At 55.9% G+C, this 15,623-nt stretch carries 16 protein-coding genes; 3 read left to right on the top strand and 13 right to left on the bottom strand.

The annotated features are described in order from the left end of the window. Positions 1 to 54 precede the first annotated feature (54 nt). The 11 genes from OEU85_RS06615 to rplU form a co-directional block, all read right to left on the bottom strand. Positions 55 to 1,398, bottom strand: a complete 1,344-nt coding sequence (locus OEU85_RS06615; protein ID WP_449555795.1) for a S41 family peptidase — start codon at positions 1,396 to 1,398, stop codon at positions 55 to 57. A 37-nt stretch (positions 1,399 to 1,435) separates the two neighbouring features. Then, entirely contained in the window at positions 1,436 to 2,410 is a 975-nt protein-coding gene (locus tag OEU85_RS06610) for a murein hydrolase activator EnvC family protein (RefSeq protein WP_262690666.1), read from the bottom strand. Positions 2,411 to 2,651: 241 nt separating this feature from the next. Then, positions 2,652 to 4,232, bottom strand: a complete 1,581-nt coding sequence (gene gpmI / locus OEU85_RS06605) for a 2,3-bisphosphoglycerate-independent phosphoglycerate mutase (RefSeq protein WP_262690665.1) — start codon at positions 4,230 to 4,232, stop codon at positions 2,652 to 2,654. A 58-nt stretch (positions 4,233 to 4,290) separates the two neighbouring features. Then, a complete protein-coding gene (gene rlmH, locus OEU85_RS06600; RefSeq protein WP_262690664.1) occupies positions 4,291 to 4,752 on the bottom strand; it encodes a 23S rRNA (pseudouridine(1915)-N(3))-methyltransferase RlmH in 462 nt (153 codons plus the stop codon). A gap of 96 nt (positions 4,753 to 4,848) precedes the next feature. Then, complete coding sequence (rsfS, locus tag OEU85_RS06595) at positions 4,849 to 5,244, bottom strand: ribosome silencing factor (RefSeq protein WP_262690663.1); 396 nt, start codon at positions 5,242 to 5,244, stop codon at positions 4,849 to 4,851. Next, positions 5,245 to 5,892 carry a nicotinate (nicotinamide) nucleotide adenylyltransferase gene (gene nadD, locus OEU85_RS06590; RefSeq protein ID WP_262690662.1) on the bottom strand — a complete coding sequence of 216 codons (648 nt, stop codon included), beginning with the start codon at positions 5,890 to 5,892 and terminating at the stop codon, positions 5,245 to 5,247. 3 nt (positions 5,893 to 5,895) lie between these two features. After that, a complete protein-coding gene (locus OEU85_RS06585; RefSeq protein WP_262690661.1) occupies positions 5,896 to 7,161 on the bottom strand; it encodes a glutamate-5-semialdehyde dehydrogenase in 1,266 nt (421 codons plus the stop codon). An 11-nt stretch (positions 7,162 to 7,172) separates the two neighbouring features. Further along, the gene (gene proB / locus OEU85_RS06580) at positions 7,173 to 8,306 is read right to left on the bottom strand and encodes a glutamate 5-kinase (protein ID WP_262690660.1); all 1,134 of its coding nucleotides are present in this window, start codon (positions 8,304 to 8,306) and stop codon (positions 7,173 to 7,175) included. A gap of 12 nt (positions 8,307 to 8,318) precedes the next feature. Continuing rightward, positions 8,319 to 9,392 carry a GTPase ObgE gene (gene obgE / locus OEU85_RS06575; protein WP_262690659.1) on the bottom strand — a complete coding sequence of 358 codons (1,074 nt, stop codon included), beginning with the start codon at positions 9,390 to 9,392 and terminating at the stop codon, positions 8,319 to 8,321. Between the two features lie 182 nt (positions 9,393 to 9,574). Next, positions 9,575 to 9,826 (bottom strand): 50S ribosomal protein L27, encoded by a 252-nt coding sequence (rpmA, locus tag OEU85_RS06570; protein WP_262690658.1) that lies wholly within the window; start codon positions 9,824 to 9,826, stop codon positions 9,575 to 9,577. A gap of 32 nt (positions 9,827 to 9,858) precedes the next feature. After that, complete coding sequence (gene rplU, locus OEU85_RS06565; protein WP_262690657.1) at positions 9,859 to 10,224, bottom strand: 50S ribosomal protein L21; 366 nt, start codon at positions 10,222 to 10,224, stop codon at positions 9,859 to 9,861. A gap of 280 nt (positions 10,225 to 10,504) precedes the next feature. Here rplU and OEU85_RS06560 point away from each other — a divergent pair, with 280 nt between their 5' ends. After that, on the top strand, positions 10,505 to 11,425 hold the full coding sequence (locus OEU85_RS06560; protein ID WP_262690656.1) for a carbon-nitrogen hydrolase family protein: 921 nt from the start codon (positions 10,505 to 10,507) through the stop codon (positions 11,423 to 11,425). 24 nt (positions 11,426 to 11,449) lie between these two features. Here the strand turns inward: OEU85_RS06560 and OEU85_RS06555 are convergent, their stop codons facing one another. Together OEU85_RS06555 and OEU85_RS06550 are read right to left on the bottom strand one after the other, a co-directional pair. Continuing rightward, entirely contained in the window at positions 11,450 to 12,535 is a 1,086-nt protein-coding gene (locus OEU85_RS06555) for a dipeptidase (protein ID WP_262690655.1), read from the bottom strand. Between the two features lie 116 nt (positions 12,536 to 12,651). Next, a complete protein-coding gene (locus tag OEU85_RS06550; protein WP_262690654.1) occupies positions 12,652 to 13,629 on the bottom strand; it encodes an NAD(P)H-dependent flavin oxidoreductase in 978 nt (325 codons plus the stop codon). A gap of 198 nt (positions 13,630 to 13,827) precedes the next feature. Between OEU85_RS06550 and OEU85_RS06545 the strand changes: the two genes are divergently transcribed. Further along, a complete protein-coding gene (locus OEU85_RS06545) occupies positions 13,828 to 15,204 on the top strand; it encodes an HTTM domain-containing protein (protein WP_262690653.1) in 1,377 nt (458 codons plus the stop codon). Next, positions 15,201 to 15,611 carry a thiol-disulfide oxidoreductase DCC family protein gene (locus OEU85_RS06540; protein WP_262690652.1) on the top strand — a complete coding sequence of 137 codons (411 nt, stop codon included), beginning with the start codon at positions 15,201 to 15,203 and terminating at the stop codon, positions 15,609 to 15,611. Before OEU85_RS06545 ends, OEU85_RS06540 begins: the two co-directional genes overlap by 4 nt. Positions 15,612 to 15,623 lie beyond the last annotated feature (12 nt).

Here is a 15,623-nt window from a genome sequence, read left to right as displayed (position 1 = left end):
GCAGTTCCTTTTGATCTGTTGTTCAGTCCCGTCCCTACAGGCTGATTGTCAGGCCTACTCTGTTACGGGACGAGCTTCAGCAACCTGAGATTTAGGCAAGCTGGACATATCTTTCAACAGCTTAATCGCATACCTGAGTTGTACGTCAACAGGTTGTTCGCCTTCCTCAGCAGTCTTGAGCAATTCCTCATCGGTGATCTCGATCTCGGATGCGATATCCTCCTCGCCCGTAAGGTCAAGGTTATCCTGATCATTCTCGATATGACCGGTGAGATCAGCTTCACGACGTGGTGTGCCGTTCTGTCCTTTGCGGCGTGGGAAAAGGACCTGAATATCCGGTTCGACACCACGTTCCTGAATGGAACGGCCGCTTGGTGTGAAATAGCGCGCCGTGGTCAGGCGGATTGCGCGGTCTCCTGTGCGGCCAAGGCGAATTTCACTTTGTACAGTGCCCTTGCCGAAGGTTTTGTCCCCAACTACGACGGCGCGGCGATGGTCCTGCAGCGCGCCCGCTACGATCTCGGATGCCGATGCAGAATAGGCGTTCGTCAATACAACAACAGGTACACCGTCGAGAAGATCACCCGTGGTGGCATACCAGCGGTTATTATTCTGTCGGCGACGACCGCGGGTGGAAACAATCTCGCCACGGTCGAGGAAAGCGTCAGAGACGCGGATAGCTTCGTCCAGCAGGCCACCCGGGTTGTTGCGCAGGTCGAGAATGACCCCATCAAGCGAGCTGCCAAGTTGGCTGGCGATATCCTCGATTGCTTTTTCGACACCTTCACCAGTTTGCATATTGAACGTGGTGATGCGGATATAGCCGATGCTCTCATCCTCAATCCGGTGACGCACCGAACGGACGAGAATTTTTTCTCGGACGATCTCAACGTCAAAGGGTGCATCCTCGCCATCACGCACGACGGTGACAATGATTGGGGAGCCAACGGGCCCGCGCATCGTGCGGACGGCTTCTGTCAGCGTCTTGCCCATTACGGCTTCACCATCAATATGGGTGATGAAGTCGCCGCCCTGAATGCCAGCTTTATCGGCCGGCGTGTCATCGATGGGTGACACCACCTTCACGACGCCATTTTCCATCTGGACCTCTATCCCAAGGCCACCGTACTCACCTTCCATCTGCACGCGCACCTGCTGATACACATCGGGGTTCAGGTAGGTAGAGTGAGGGTCAAGCGAGCGCAGCATGCCCTGAATGGCGGCTTCAATCACTTCCTTGTCGTCGACTTCATCAACATATTCAGAGCGGACACGTTCGAAAATGCGCATGAGAAGGTCTAACTGCTCATAGAAATCATCCTTGTCAGATTTCGCATCTGCCTGCACTGGTAGCGCCATCATTAAGGCCACCAAGGCACCCGTCACCAATTTCCGCATGTTGACACCTTTCCTATATTAAAACTCGTTACCAACTTCATTCCACGCTTGCGGTCTGTCTGCTCAGCCAGGGCACAGGGTCAAGCGTATCACCTTTATGGCGTAACTCCAGATACAGTTCTGTCATCTCGTCCCGGTCTGACATTGTGCCGACCGGTTCACCTGTCAAAACCCATTGTCCCACAGCGGCCTGTAAATCTGCGAGGCCTGCCAGAAGACTGTGGTAGCCATTGCCATGCGATATGATCAACAGTTGACCATAGCCGCGAAATGGCCCGGCAAAAACAATTTGCCCGTCGTAGGGCGATACAATTTGTGCGTTTGTCCTGGCCTTTATTTTGATGCCTTTGGCATGGCCCGCACCTTCTTTGGCGCCATATCGGGTGACAATCTTTCCAACTGCCGGGTATGGCAACAAACCTTTCATCTGGCCCATTGGCTTCATGATTGGTGCAATGGACCTGTCGCGCCCAACCGGGCTAACACGAACCGGTGCAGCCTTGGCCTGTTTTGCGGCCTGCTGTTCCAGTTTGTCGATCAAATCCCGAAGGCTGGTCGCTTTACGGGCAAATTCTGCCAAATCCCTACGTGTTTTTTCCGCAGCAGTTCGCGCTGACGCCGCTTCAGCCTTTCGTTTCTCCAAGAGTGAAGCAAGGTTTAGTTGATGTTGCGTTAACTCTGCCAAAGTATTTTTCAGGCTGAAGCGTTCAGCTGACAGTTTTTTCTGTATATTTGCAAGTGCGCTCAGCTCAGCTTTCAGAGCTGCAGCCCGTGCATTGATGCTAGGCACCAATGTGCCCATCAGCGAAGCGCTTCGCGCAGTCTTGAGCGCTTCTTCCGGCTGAAGGAAGGTAAAGACTGCCGGGCGTGTGGATAGTCGCTCAAGGGAAGATAAAAGCTTTAAAAGTTCCCCTCGGCGGGTTTCCAAAGTTGCTTTTTTATTCCTTGCCTCAATTTCCAGGTCGCTGATTCGCTGTTCCAGGCGAAGCGCGTTTTCTTCGGTCAGGCGCAAGTCCTTTGCGACCGAGACCAAACCCTGTGAAAGTTCTCTTGCTTCTTCAGCAGCTTTTTCCGCCGCAGCTTCCAGTGCAGCTTTTTCTTCTTCGCTCTTTTTAATCTGTTCCTCAAGGCGGGTCAGGTTGCTTTCGGCAGCGTCCTTGCGTTCCTGCGCGATTGCTGCCGGGGGAAGGAACAGCCAGACAAGCGCACACCCTGCGAGGAGCGGGGCGCCGCATCTGTACAGATATGGCGGTTTATGCAGTAGCACGTGCCTTGGTCGACTTTCTTGAAGCGTCGCGGTCCAGAAGACTATGCCCGCTCATCTCCGTTGGTTGCTCGATGCCCAGAAGCTCAAGTACCGTCGGCGCGATATCAGCGAGCCTGCCGTCCTTGAGCCCAGCTTCGCTGCCTATCATCAGGACCGGTACATCAAAACTGGTGTGTGCGGTATGGGCCTGGCCAGTACTCTCGTCTTTCATCATTTCCACATTACCGTGGTCCGCAGTGACGATCAACGCGCCTCCCGCCTTCACGACGGCTTCTTCAAGGCGTGCAATACAGGTGTCGATGGTTTCTACAGCCTTGATGGCAGCAGACAGAATACCGGTGTGGCCGACCATGTCCGGATTGGCGTAGTTGACGATGATGGCGCCATATTTGCCACTTTCAACAGCGTCCACGATCTTGTCAGTAACCTCGGGGGCGGACATTTCGGGCTTCAAATCGTAAGTCGCGACGTCGGGCGACGGGATCAGAATGCGATCCTCGCCTTCAAATACGCTTTCGGCACCGCCATTGAAGAAGAAGGTCACATGGGCGTATTTTTCTGTTTCTGCGATGCGCAGCTGTGCAATGCCTTGGTTTGCCAGCACTTCACCCAGCGAGTTTTTAATATCGGCCGAGGGGAACAATACCGGCAAAAATTCAGACAGTGCGGCCGAATATTCAACCATGCCTGCTTGCGCCGCGAACTTGACCGGCTCCCCACGGTCGAAGCCGTCAAATTCGGGGTCGACGAGTGCAGTCAGGATCTCCCGGGCACGGTCCGCCCGGAAGTTTGCCATAAGAAGGCCGTCTCCATCCGCCATGCCGCGATAATCGCCTAAGATGGTGGCCGCGACAAATTCGTCATTCTCGTCACGTTCATAGGCGGCCTCGACCGCGGCTTTTGCGCTGTCAGCCTTCTCGATGCCATTGCCCTTGACCATGGCGTTATAGGCTTTTGCGACCCGGTCCCAGCGTTTGTCGCGGTCCATGGCCCAGTAACGGCCTGCAATGGTTGCGATGTGGGCGTCTTTGCAATCAGCGATCGCGTCTTCAAATTCTTCAATATATGCCAGAGCCGAACGGGGCGGTGTATCGCGACCATCGAGGAAGGCATGGATACGTACGGGCACCCCGGAACTTGAGATGGCTTTCACAAGAGCTGCCATATGGCGCTGGTGGCTGTGTACCCCGCCGGGAGACAAGAGCCCCATCACATGAGCGACGCCCCCGCTTTTCTCCAGTTTCTCGATAAAGGCAACCAATTGGTCGTTGCTGTTCAGCGTGCCGTTGGCAACCGCTTCATCAATGCGGGGCAGGTCCTGCAACACCACACGGCCGCCGCCCAAATTCATGTGGCCCACCTCAGAGTTGCCCATTTGCCCTTCAGGCAGGCCGACCGCCATGCCGCTTGTTTTCAGCCATGCACGGGACGCACTATCCCACAGGCGGCTGTAGTTCGGTGTTTTCGCAAGCTTGATCGCGTTGTCAGTACTGTCTTCGCGGTATCCCCAACCGTCAAGGATGCAAAGGACTACGGGCTTTGGCGTCTTTGTTGCTTGCTCGCTCATGGCTCAACCTGTGTTTCTCAATAATTGGAATGGGCGCTTGAATATATGTGCCACTATTTTAATCGCGGTGATAGGGGTGCCCAGCATTAATCGACCAAGCGCGGTAAATTTGTTCTGCCAGCAACACCCTCACAAGCATATGTGGCCAAGTTAAGGTGCCAAATGCAAGCTTCAGGTCGGCGCGGGCGTAGACATTTTCATGCAACCCATCAGCGCCGCCGATGATGATGGCAAGGTTGCTGTACCCGGTGGCTTGCCAGGCATCGATTTTCCCGGCAAATGCGCGGGAGTTTAGGGCCTTGCCGCGCTCGTCCAGTACAATCAGGGCAGCGCCATCAGGAACAGCGGCCAGAAGGCGCTCCGCCTCGCGGGCTTTACGCTCCTCCGCGTTGGCTGCTTGTTTTTTGATCTCGATTTCGACAACGGAGGATTTCCAGGGCAGTCGCTTGAGGTATTCGTCTACAAGCTGTTGCTCGGGCCCGCGTTGCATCCGGCCGATCGCGATGATGGAAAGCTGCACAGCACCCTCTTCAAAGCCATGGTAAAATGTGGCTTTGCCTCAATTGTCCAGTGGTCCGGTGCCCACGGCGTGCGCGGGCAGGTCAGCTTGAAACGCTTAGTTCAGCGTTTCGCCTTCTTCAAGCGCCGTGCCCCACATCTTGTCGAGATTATAGAAGCTACGCACTTCAGGCCGGAAGATGTGAATGACAACATCGCCTGCGTCAATCAACACCCAGTCAGCTTGCTCAAGTCCTTGCACAACGATGTCCTTGTGGCCTTCGGATTTTAGGCCCTTGATAACATAGTCGGCCAGCGCGGAAACCTGGCGTTGCGAACGACCGCTCGCAATGACCATATAATCCGCGATGCTGGATTTACCTGCCAAATTGATGGAAGTGATTTCTTCTGCCTTGTTGTCATCAAGGTTGGAAACCGCGATTTTCAAGATGTCCTCGGCCACTAGGGCCTGGTGAGGTTCAGTGACGCCAAGCGTCTCCGATGATGCCTGCAACTAATTTTCCTTTCTCTCGAAACTCGACAGCCATTTTTCACCCAAGAGCTGGCGAGCCTGTGTGGCTGAGGCGGGGTGACGTGGCATTGTCACGAACGCCCAAGCCGGTGACCGGGATGCCTTAAGTTCTTGTGGTGTTTTGCGAAACTGAGCAAAACACCGTGCGAACCGGCTGTTCAACCCACGCACAGCATACCCCGGACGGTCAAAAACCGCAATGGGAAGCGACGTGGCAATATCTTTCCAGCGGCGCCAGGTATGGAAGGAGGCCAGATTATCCGCCCCCATCACCCAGATAAACCGAGTTTCCGGCATGGCGCGCCGGAGCGCCAAAACTGTGTCAGCGCTGTACCGTGTGCCAAGGCGTTTCTCGACATCGGTGACAATCATGCGCGGATGGTGCCCAACCATCATGGCGACGCTTTCGCGTCGCCGCCTGAAGGCGGCCATAGTGTTTTCAGCCTTTTGCGGGTTGCCGGGGCTGATCATGAACCAGATCGCGTCAACATCCAGCCTTTTCAGGCATTCGCGGGCGACGCGCCGGTGGCCTTTGTGGGCCGGGTTGAAGCTGCCGCCATACAGTGCGACGGTACGCCCACGCCACCGGGCAGCCTCAGGTAAGAGCTGATATGTGGGGCGTAATGTCAAACGTCAAGGTCTTGTCTGGCCGTCACCGCGGACCTGATACTTGAAGCTGGTGAGCTGCTCAAGCCCTACAGGCCCGCGGGCATGAATGCGTCCGGTGGCGATGCCGATTTCGGCGCCCATACCAAACTCGCCACCGTCGGCGAACTGGGTTGAGGCATTGTGCATCACGATTGCACTGTCGACCTCATTCAGGAACTTGGCGGCAGCGCCAGCATCCTCAGCGATAATGCTTTCTGTATGGCCGGAGGAATGCTCTGCAATATGTGCGATGGCATCCTCGACCCCGTCCACAAAGCGGGCGGAGATAATCGCATCCAGATATTCGGTATTCCAGTCCTCATCAACGGCTGGCTTGATCCGGTCATCCAACATCTGCATGTCCGTGTCACCGCGCACTTCGCAGCCCGCGTCAAGGAGCGCACCCACAGCAAAAATGGCGATGGCTTCCGCTTTACGGTCAATGAGCAGTGTCTCTGCGGCGCCACAGATCCCGGTACGGCGCATCTTGGCGTTGACCGCGATATCCTTCGCCTTGCTTGGGTCGGCGCTACCATCGATATAGACGTGACAGATACCCTCAAGGTGCGCGAAGACTGGCACCCGACTTTCATTTTGCACCCGTTCAACCAGCGATCGGCCGCCGCGTGGTACGATGATGTCAATGACGCCAGCCATGGTCAGCATCTCGCCTACGGCGGCGCGGTCGCGTGTCGGCACCAACTGGATGGCAGCTTCGGGTAAGCCTGCGTCCGTAAGGCCCGAAACCAGGCAATCGTGGATGGCGCGGCTGGAGTTCAGGCTTTCACTGCCGCCACGCAGGATCACGGCGTTCCCTGCCTTGAGGCACAGGGCACCGGCGTCTGCGGTTACATTGGGGCGGCTTTCGTATATTACACCAATCACACCCAGTGGCACGCGCACACGGGCGATGTTCAGGCCGTTGGGGCGGTCCCATTCCGCGATCACGTTCCCCACAGGGTCTTTAAGGGCTGCGATGTCCTCAAGGCTTTTAGCGATGGCTTTGATACGGTCCTTGTTCAGCACAAGACGGTCGATCATCGCATCTGACAGGCCTTTATTTTTCGCGAACTCAATGTCGTCTGCATTGGCTTTGATGATGTCCTTGGCGCGGGCGCGCATCTGTGCGGCAGCTGTGCGGAGCGCGTGGTTTTTTGCGTCCGTGCTGGCGAGCGCAAGCGCCTTGGCGGCGGTTTTGGCGCGCAAACCCATCTCGGTCATCATTTTGGGGATGTTCTGGGTGTCATTCATGATGATCTCCTTTACATCAGCACAAGATCGTTGCGGTGGACGAGGGCGGACCGGCCGACATGGCCAAGCACCTCATAGGCGTCTTGCATGGTATGGCCCTGCATCAGCGCCGCGTGTTCAGCACTATAGGACGTGAGGCCTTGCCCGACAATGTGGCCATCCGGACCCACAAATGCAACGAGGTCACCCCGGTTAAATGAGCCATCGACCTCTGTTACGCCCGCAGGCAGGAGGCTTGCACCTCGCCTGAGAGCTTTTACCGCGCCCGCGTCAACATGAATGAAGCCCTTCGGTGCCATCAGAGAGGTGATCCACTGCTTGCGCACTGTCAGTGGGTCTGTCGTCGCCGGGAACAGGGTTGACCGCTCACCGTGCTCAAGTCGTGTGACCGGATGGTCCGCGTGGCCGTTCATGATGATCATCGAACAACCGCCCGCGAGTGCGATCTTGGCGGCCTTGAGTTTGGTGATCATGCCACCGGTGCCGGGTGTGATGGCCGCAGGGGGGCCCGCCATGGCCTCTATCTCTGGCGTGATGGCTTCAACACAGTCAAGAAAACGAGCATTCGCGTTTTCGCGCGGGTCGCATTCATAAAGCCCGTCGATGTCACTTAGCAGAATTAGTGTATCGGCATTTGCCATTTGTGCGACGCGGGCCGCGAGCCGGTCATTGTCGCCAAAGCGGATCTCTGCGGTGGCGACGGTGTCATTTTCGTTGATCACGGGGATAACGCCGCGCTCGATGAGTGCTTCAACAGTGTTGCGCGCGTTCAAGTAGCTTGGCCGGTTTTCGAGGTCGTGAATTGTCAGCAGGATCTGGCCGATGACCATGCCCTCCGTGCCAAAAAGGCTTTGGTAAGCTTGGGCAAGGCGGATTTGACCAACGGACGCTGCGGCCTGGGCTTCCTCAAGCCGGGCAGGGCGACGATCAAAGCCAAGGGGTTCAAGCCCCATGGCGATCGCGCCAGATGAGACAAGGATAACCTGTGTGCCCCGTGCCTTGAGGCGCGCAACGTCTTTCGCCAGCGCTTCAAGCCATGTTGCACGCAGTTGGCCTGTTTGTCCGTCAACGAGCAAGGCCGAACCAATCTTGATCACAAGACGGCGAGACTTCTCAATTGTCGCGGGAGCCGTGCGCGCGCTCATGACGTTTTAGCCTCAGATGGGGGACCACTCGCCACCGGTTGTTGAACTGTCTTCTTCGGTGCCTGCGCTGCCCTCTTCCTCTTTGGCGCGCTGGGCCTTGTCTTCCTTGACCACGTCCCAGAGGGCGGAGAGTACATCTTTCACGCCTTCCTGCGTGACACCCGAAAGCGTCATGACAGGCTGGCCGGAGACATCTTGCAGGGCGAGGCGTTTTTCCTCAAGCTCTTCTGCTTCCACGGAATCGCACTTGTTCAGGCCGATGATCATGGGCTTGTCGACAAGCTCACCACCATATTGTTCAAGCTCGTTCATGATGGTCTCGTAGGCGTTTACTACATCCTCTTGCGTGCCGTCGATCAGGTGTAGCAGCACACCGCAGCGTTCCACATGGCCAAGGAACCGGGTACCAAGCCCAACGCCTTCGCTGGCACCCTCAATAAGGCCTGGAATGTCCGCGAGGACAAATTCGTTTTCCCCCACACCGACAACACCAAGTTGGGGTGCGATGGTGGTGAAGGGATAATCGGCAATCTTTGGCTTCGCGCGGGAAACGACGCTGAGAAAAGTTGATTTACCAGCATTAGGCATACCCAGAAGCCCGGCATCTGCGATCAGCTTCAGGCGGAAGACCACATACATTTCCTCGGCTTCACCGCCGGGGGTGGTGCGGCGCGGGGCCTGATTTGTCGAGGACTTGAAGTGTGTGTTGCCAAGCCCGCCGTGACCACCTTTGGCCAAGATCACACGGTCGCCTACCTTGGTGAGGTCCGCGATCAGGAATTCCTTGTCTTCGTCAAAAACCTGCGTGCCGACAGGGACCTTGAGTACAAGGTCCTGACCGTTGGCGCCGGTCATGTTCTTGCCCATGCCATGCTGGCCTTTTTGTGCTTTGTGATGCCGCTTGTATCGGTAATCCACAAGCGTGTTCAGACCTGTGACCGCCTCAACAACAACATCGCCACCCTTGCCGCCGTCACCGCCGTTTGGCCCGCCGAATTCGACAAATTTTTCCCGTCGGAAGGAGACGCAGCCGTTGCCGCCCTTGCCGCTTTGGATGAAGATTCTGGTTTGGTCTACAAATTTCATGGCCCGCTTTTATCAGATCGCAAGGTTGCGGAAAAGGCGCATGACGCCAGAGGTCCGCAATAATTTCTAGGCTTTAGCGCAAAGTTTGTGCGCCGGTTTATCGCGGCGTGATAGCACGCTCACGGAAAAAGGCGGACTCGAGAGCCCGCCTTCTCCAAAATCAACGGCATGTATGCCGGGGATTAATCCTCGATGGAAACGAAAGAGCGACCGCCCCGTCCCTTGGAGAATTTCACGTGGCCTTCGGTCAATGCGAAGAGGGTGTGGTCTTTACCCATGCCTACGTTTTCACCCGGATATACTTTGGTGCCGCGTTGGCGAACAATGATATTGCCCGCGAGAACTGCTTCACCACCGAATTTTTTTACACCCAAACGGCGACCAGCACTGTCACGACCGTTACGGGAACTACCACCAGCTTTTTTATGAGCCATCAGAGTACTCCTTTATCTAATCGGGCCGTGTCTTACTCAGCCGCTGCTTCTTCAGTCTTCTTTTTCGGCGCTGCTTTCTTGGCAGCTGCGCCAGCGATCTTCGTCACACGCAGAACCGTAATTTCCTGGCGATGGCCTTTTTTACGGCGATAGTTCTGACGGCGCTTTTTCTTGAAGACGATGATCTTCTTGTCTTTCTTTTGCTCCAGAACCTCGAAGGTCACTTTAGCGCCTTTTACAAGTGGCTCACCAACTTTGATGCCCTTGTCGTCGCCAAACATGAGGATTTCGTCGAGGGTAATGTTTTTGCCAACTTCGCCATCAAGTTTTTCAACCTTGATCACGTCGCCTTCGGCTACGCGGTACTGTTTACCGCCTGTCTTTACGACTGCGAACATAAATGTTCCTTTCTAATGTACGCCGCAGACAACCGGGTGGACCAAACCCTTTGAAATGTCCCACACTTTGGGCGGTTTCCGCTGGCTTTTTTTCAAAGCAAAAGTGACGGACAGGAATCGTTTCCTTCCGCCAACTCGCGCGGAATATACGGATATGAACGCGTGAGTCAATGGAAAAGGCGGTGGTGCGCAAGGAAAACGCCCGGTCGGTCAAGCGTTGTTTGTTGGCAAAACAACGGGCGAACGTTACAGATGAAGCCTGATTACTGGAGGAGCGGTGATGGATATGGTTGTTGGTGCGGTTGTGCAGGCGGGAACGCCCCTGTTTGACAAGGCGAAAACCTTTGCAAAACTCGGGGACCTGATCAGCGATGCAGCCAGCAAGGGGGCAAAGCTTGTCGTATTGCCTGAAGCTTTTGTGGGCGGTTACCCCAAGGGGCTGGATTTTGGCGTTCGTCTGGGCTCCCGCAGTAATGACGGTCGTGACATGTTCCGGCGCTATGCAGAACAGGCCATCACTGTGCCCGGACCGGACGCGGACGCGATTGGTAAGCTGGCGGCTGCGAACGGTGTCTATCTTGTCGTGGGCGTGGTCGAGCGCGAGGGCGGCACGCTTTATTGCACCTCTTTATATTATGCGACGAGCGGCGAACTGATAGGCAAACACCGCAAACTCATGCCGACCGCGCTTGAGCGGGTAGTGTGGGGCTTTGGTGACGGATCCACGCTTGCTGCGCCAAAAACAGAAATAGGCACCCTTGGCGGCGCGATATGCTGGGAAAACTACATGCCGCAACTCCGCTTGGCGATGTATGGCAAGGGGGTGGAGTTTTACTGCGCCCCCACCGTTGACGACCGCGCCGTATGGTTGCCCACCATGCAGACGATTGCCCTTGAAGGGCGCTGTTTTGTGCTTTCCGCGTGCCAGTATCTTTTGCGGGGGGACGGTCCTGCCGACTATCACCCCATACAGGGCGACGAGCCGGAAACCGTGCTGATCGCGGGAGGCAGTTGCATCATCTCCCCCATGGGGGAAGTGCTCGCGCCTCCCGTTTTTGGCAAGGAGATCATACAGGTGGCAGAGATGGACCGGTCAGCCATCATCCGTGGCAAATATGACCTTGATGTCGTGGGGCACTATGCGCGCCCTGACATTTTCAGCCTGTCGGTCAATGAAAAGCCCATGAAGGTGGTGAGCTAGCTCCCTTGCGTGGGTCTGGCAAGGTCAGCCCAGTGTTTCCCTGAATAGTCGCAACCAGTTCTGACCCAAAAGCTTTTCCATGTCGCCGGTTGAATAACCACGCCGGTCGAGGATCGGCAGCACATTGCGGAACCGGTCAGGTGTGTCCAGTTCGGGAATCCATGATGGCCACTGCACGTCATAAACAGGTTTGAAGCTCTTGAGGCGCGGGTCGTACCAATTTTCCCTGGTTGCCCAGCTTGCAATACCGCGCACCGGGAAATCGGTGGCGAGGCCCACATGGTCAATGCCCATCACTTTGACCGCATGGTCGATATGGTCCACATAGGTTTCAATTGTTGTTTCCGTCCCCGGGTTTTTGCCAAGGAAATACCCCAGAGCCGCGATACCCGCGACGCCGCCACTCTCAGCAAGCTTTTTCAAAACCGCATCCTCCTTTGCGCGCGGGTGGCCGGGGCGCAGGCTTTCACACATGGTATGGGTGAAAGCAATCGGTTTCCTGGAAACGTCAATCGCGTCAAGGGTGGTTTGTTTGCCCGAGTGCGATACGTCGACAAGAATGCCAAGCTTGTTCATGCGCTCCACCACGGCGACGCCAAAGTCGGAAAGCCCGGCGTTTGTGCGCTCCGTACTGCCATCTCCCACAAGATTACGGCTGTTGTAGGTAAGTTGGAAGCAGCGCATGCCCATCTCGTAAAGGATGTCGATGTTATCCACGTCACCTTCGAGCATGGTCGCGTTCTGGAAGTTCATCATCACTGCCATGCGTCCGGCCTTTTTGGCGGCCAGAAAATCGTCGGCCTTCAGGGCGAACATATAGCGGTCCGGGTGCTCGTCCACGCGCTGGTGCCATTCCAGCAACTGATCAAGCGCGACCTTGAGGGAGTGCCGGTTCAGGCTTGTGATGATGCCGGTGTAGCCCGATTGCTTGACGGCTTCGTATTCCTCATCGTCCCATTTGTGTGCGAAGCTGAGGGTATCGATGACAACAGCATTGTCATAGAGCGCCATCAGGTCTTTACCTTGCAGCGCGCTAGCAGCGCGAGGTGTGAGCGCCGCAGCCCCAGTGGCTGCGGCACCTGCCAGAAATGTGCGGCGATCAAATTGCATGACAACTCCCCCTTGATATTTCTTTCCCGCAGGTTCGGCGGCGAGCGGGGGAGTGTCAAGAGGTCGCAATAAAAAAGGGTGGCAAGAGCCACCCTTTGGGTTCAACTGTCAGAAGGTTATTCGGCTGCTTTGGCAAATCCGGTCAGGCGACCTTTGGCGGCGAAATATTCGTTTGCCAGCCGATCGACCATTTTGGCGGCGGGGACAATTTCCTTTACGGCACCGATGCCCTGACCACAGCCCCAGATATCCTTCCAGGCTTTGGATTTTTCGCTGCCGCCTGACCCAAAGCTCATTTTTGACGGGTTGCTCTCTGGCAGGTTCCGGGGGTCGAGGCCGGCGGCCTCAATGGACGGAGCCAGATAATTGCCGTGTACACCGGTAAAAAGGTTCGAATACACGATATCGTCCGCACCATACTCCACAATTGCCTGCTTGTAGCGGGTATCCGCGTTGGCTTCCTCTGTCGCGATAAAGGCGGAACCAATATAGCCAAAATCAGCCCCCATGGCTTGGGCCGCGAGGACAGCACCGCCGGTTGCAATGGAGCCGGAAAGGGCTAGCGGGCCATCAAACCATTCACGGATTTCCTGAATAAGGGCAAAGGGTGACAGCGTACCGGCGTGGCCACCAGCGCCTGCCGCAACGGCGATCAGGCCATCAGCGCCTTTTTCAATGGCCTTTTTGGCGAAGCGGTTGTTGATGACATCATGCATCACCACCCCACCATAGGAATGCGCAGCGTCATTGACTTCCTTCACAGCGCCCAAGGAGGTAATGATGACCGGTACCTTGTATTTTACGCACAGGTCCACATCGTGCATCAGCCGTTCATTCGATTTATGCACGATCTGGTTTACGGCAAAAGGCGCGGCGGGTTTATCGGGGTTGGCCTGGTTATAGGCATCCAGCTCTTCCGTGATGCGCTTTAGCCACTCTTCGAGCACCGGGGCCGGGCGCGCGTTAAGCGCCGGGAACGCGCCCACAATACCGGCCTTGCACTGCGCGATCACCAGATCGGGGTTCGAGATGATGAAAAGCGGCGAGCCGATCACCGGAATCCGCAGGTTTGAAAACTGTTTCGGTAGCGCCATGTCTGTGCCGTTCCTTACCTAATTGAATGACCTTGTCTTGAGCGTGACGGTAGCGTGATTGCCGCGCCCGTCAACTTTCCCTAGGGCCAAAATAGTTTTTTGGACTGTATAGTCCAGTAAATAATGACGATAGCGCCATCTGGTCAGTCAGCTTTCGCCATGCTACGCAGGTTAAAGACAGTGAACAGGGCTGGGTATATGGTCAAGGGCAGGTTGAGGGATTGGCAACAGCGGTTGTTTGCGCCGGTTGATGGTGCATCGCTCGCGGTCTTTCGCGTCCTGTTTGGTGCGGTTATCCTTTATGAAGCATGGCGGTATGAGACCCATAACTGGATAGAGGACAAGTTCCTTTTCCCTGCTTTTCGCTTCAGTTATCACGGTTTTGGCTGGGTTGAGCCCCTGCCGCCTGCCCTCATGTTATGGGTAACCAAGCTTTTGGCGATATGCGCCTTTCTTGTCATGGTGGGCTTGTTTTTCCGTGTGGCTGCGATGGGGCTGTTCCTATTGTTCAGTTATATCTTCCTGCTCGATAAAGCGCAGTATCTGAACCATTTTTACTTTACCATCCTGCTTGCTTTCATTCTTGCCGTTATTCCGGCGAACCGCGTGTGGTCGCTTGACCGCATGCTGGGGCGAGTGAGCGGCGACGAGACAATGCCCGGCTGGTCGCAGTGGCTCGCACGCGGGCAGATGGAAATCATGCTCCTCTGGGCTGGGCTCGTGAAACTCAATTCTGACTGGCTGAACGGCTTGCCTCTGCGGGACTGGTTGGCGCGAGACGCTGACAAGTTCCCGGGTGTGATCGCGGATATGCTGCGTGCGCCTGACTTTGGCGTGTATGCGGCGTGGGCGGCGGCGGCGCTCCATATCATTGGCGCGCCGCTTCTGCTGGTGCCCGGGGTAAGGGGGGTGGTGTTTTTTGTCTATGCCGGGTTTCATATCTCCAACCATTTCCTATGGCAAATCGGGATTTTCCCTTGGCTGACCATTGTTGGCACGCTGCTTTTTCTGGACGCGTCATGGCCGCGCCGGGTCGCGGGCTTGGTGTCGCACAGGCCGGTTATTTTGCCGGTAAGGCGCATCACATTGCCTGCACAGCCGTTGGTGACGGTTTTTGTCTGCGTCTGGCTTGGGTCTCAGGCGCTGTTGCCGCTCAGGCCCTATCTCTATTCCGGCAATGTCGCCTGGAATGAGCAGGGGCACCGTTTCTCCTGGCGCATGAAGTTGCGGGACAAGGAAGGCGAAATCGCTTTTCGCGTGGTAGACCCAAGGTCGGAGAGAAGCTGGAAGGTTGACCTTGATGATTTTCTGGACGGCAGACAGGTGCGCAAGATGGTGGCGCGGCCTGACATGATCCTGGAGTTCGCACATCATCTTCGCGACCATTGGCGTCGGCGCTATGCGGTCAGGGATGCGCAGGTGTTTGTAAAATCCTTTGTTTCCGCCAACGGCAGGCCGATGGAACGCTTTATTGCCCCGGAACTGGACCTCGCCCGTGTTGAGCGCACGTTTCTTGTACAGGATGACTGGATAGAGCCTTATTCGGAAGACAGGAAGCAGAAGGCCATACCATGAGTGACGTGCCTATCATGCTGTATGATGGTGTGTGCAATCTGTGCAACAGCAGTGTGCGATTTGTGCTGAAACGGGACACCAAAAACATCTTTTGCTTTGCCGCCATCCAGTCCCATGTGGCGACTGAGCTTCTGTCTGGTTTTGGGGTTACCGCACAGCTCGATACCATTTATCTTGTTCTGGACGGCAAGCTTTATGACAGATCAAGTGCAGCGCTGAGGATAGCCGCTAAACTTCGGTTTCCCTGGCGTCTTCTGGCGATTTTTCTCATCGTGCCAAAGCCTTTGCGCGATGCTGTCTACAACTGGATTGGCCGAAATCGCTACCGCTGGTTTGGCCGCACGGAGAGCTGCCAGATACCCCATCAGGACGTGAGAAAATATTTCCTCGATCTTTCTGAAGATTAGCGCTTGAAAGGG

It is taken from the genome of Kordiimonas aestuarii, from assembly GCF_025574465.1.
Classification (GTDB): domain Bacteria; phylum Pseudomonadota; class Alphaproteobacteria; order Sphingomonadales; family Kordiimonadaceae; genus Kordiimonas; species Kordiimonas aestuarii.
Note: the sequence above shows the minus strand (reverse complement) of the source record. Positions and strands in the feature narration are given on the sequence as shown.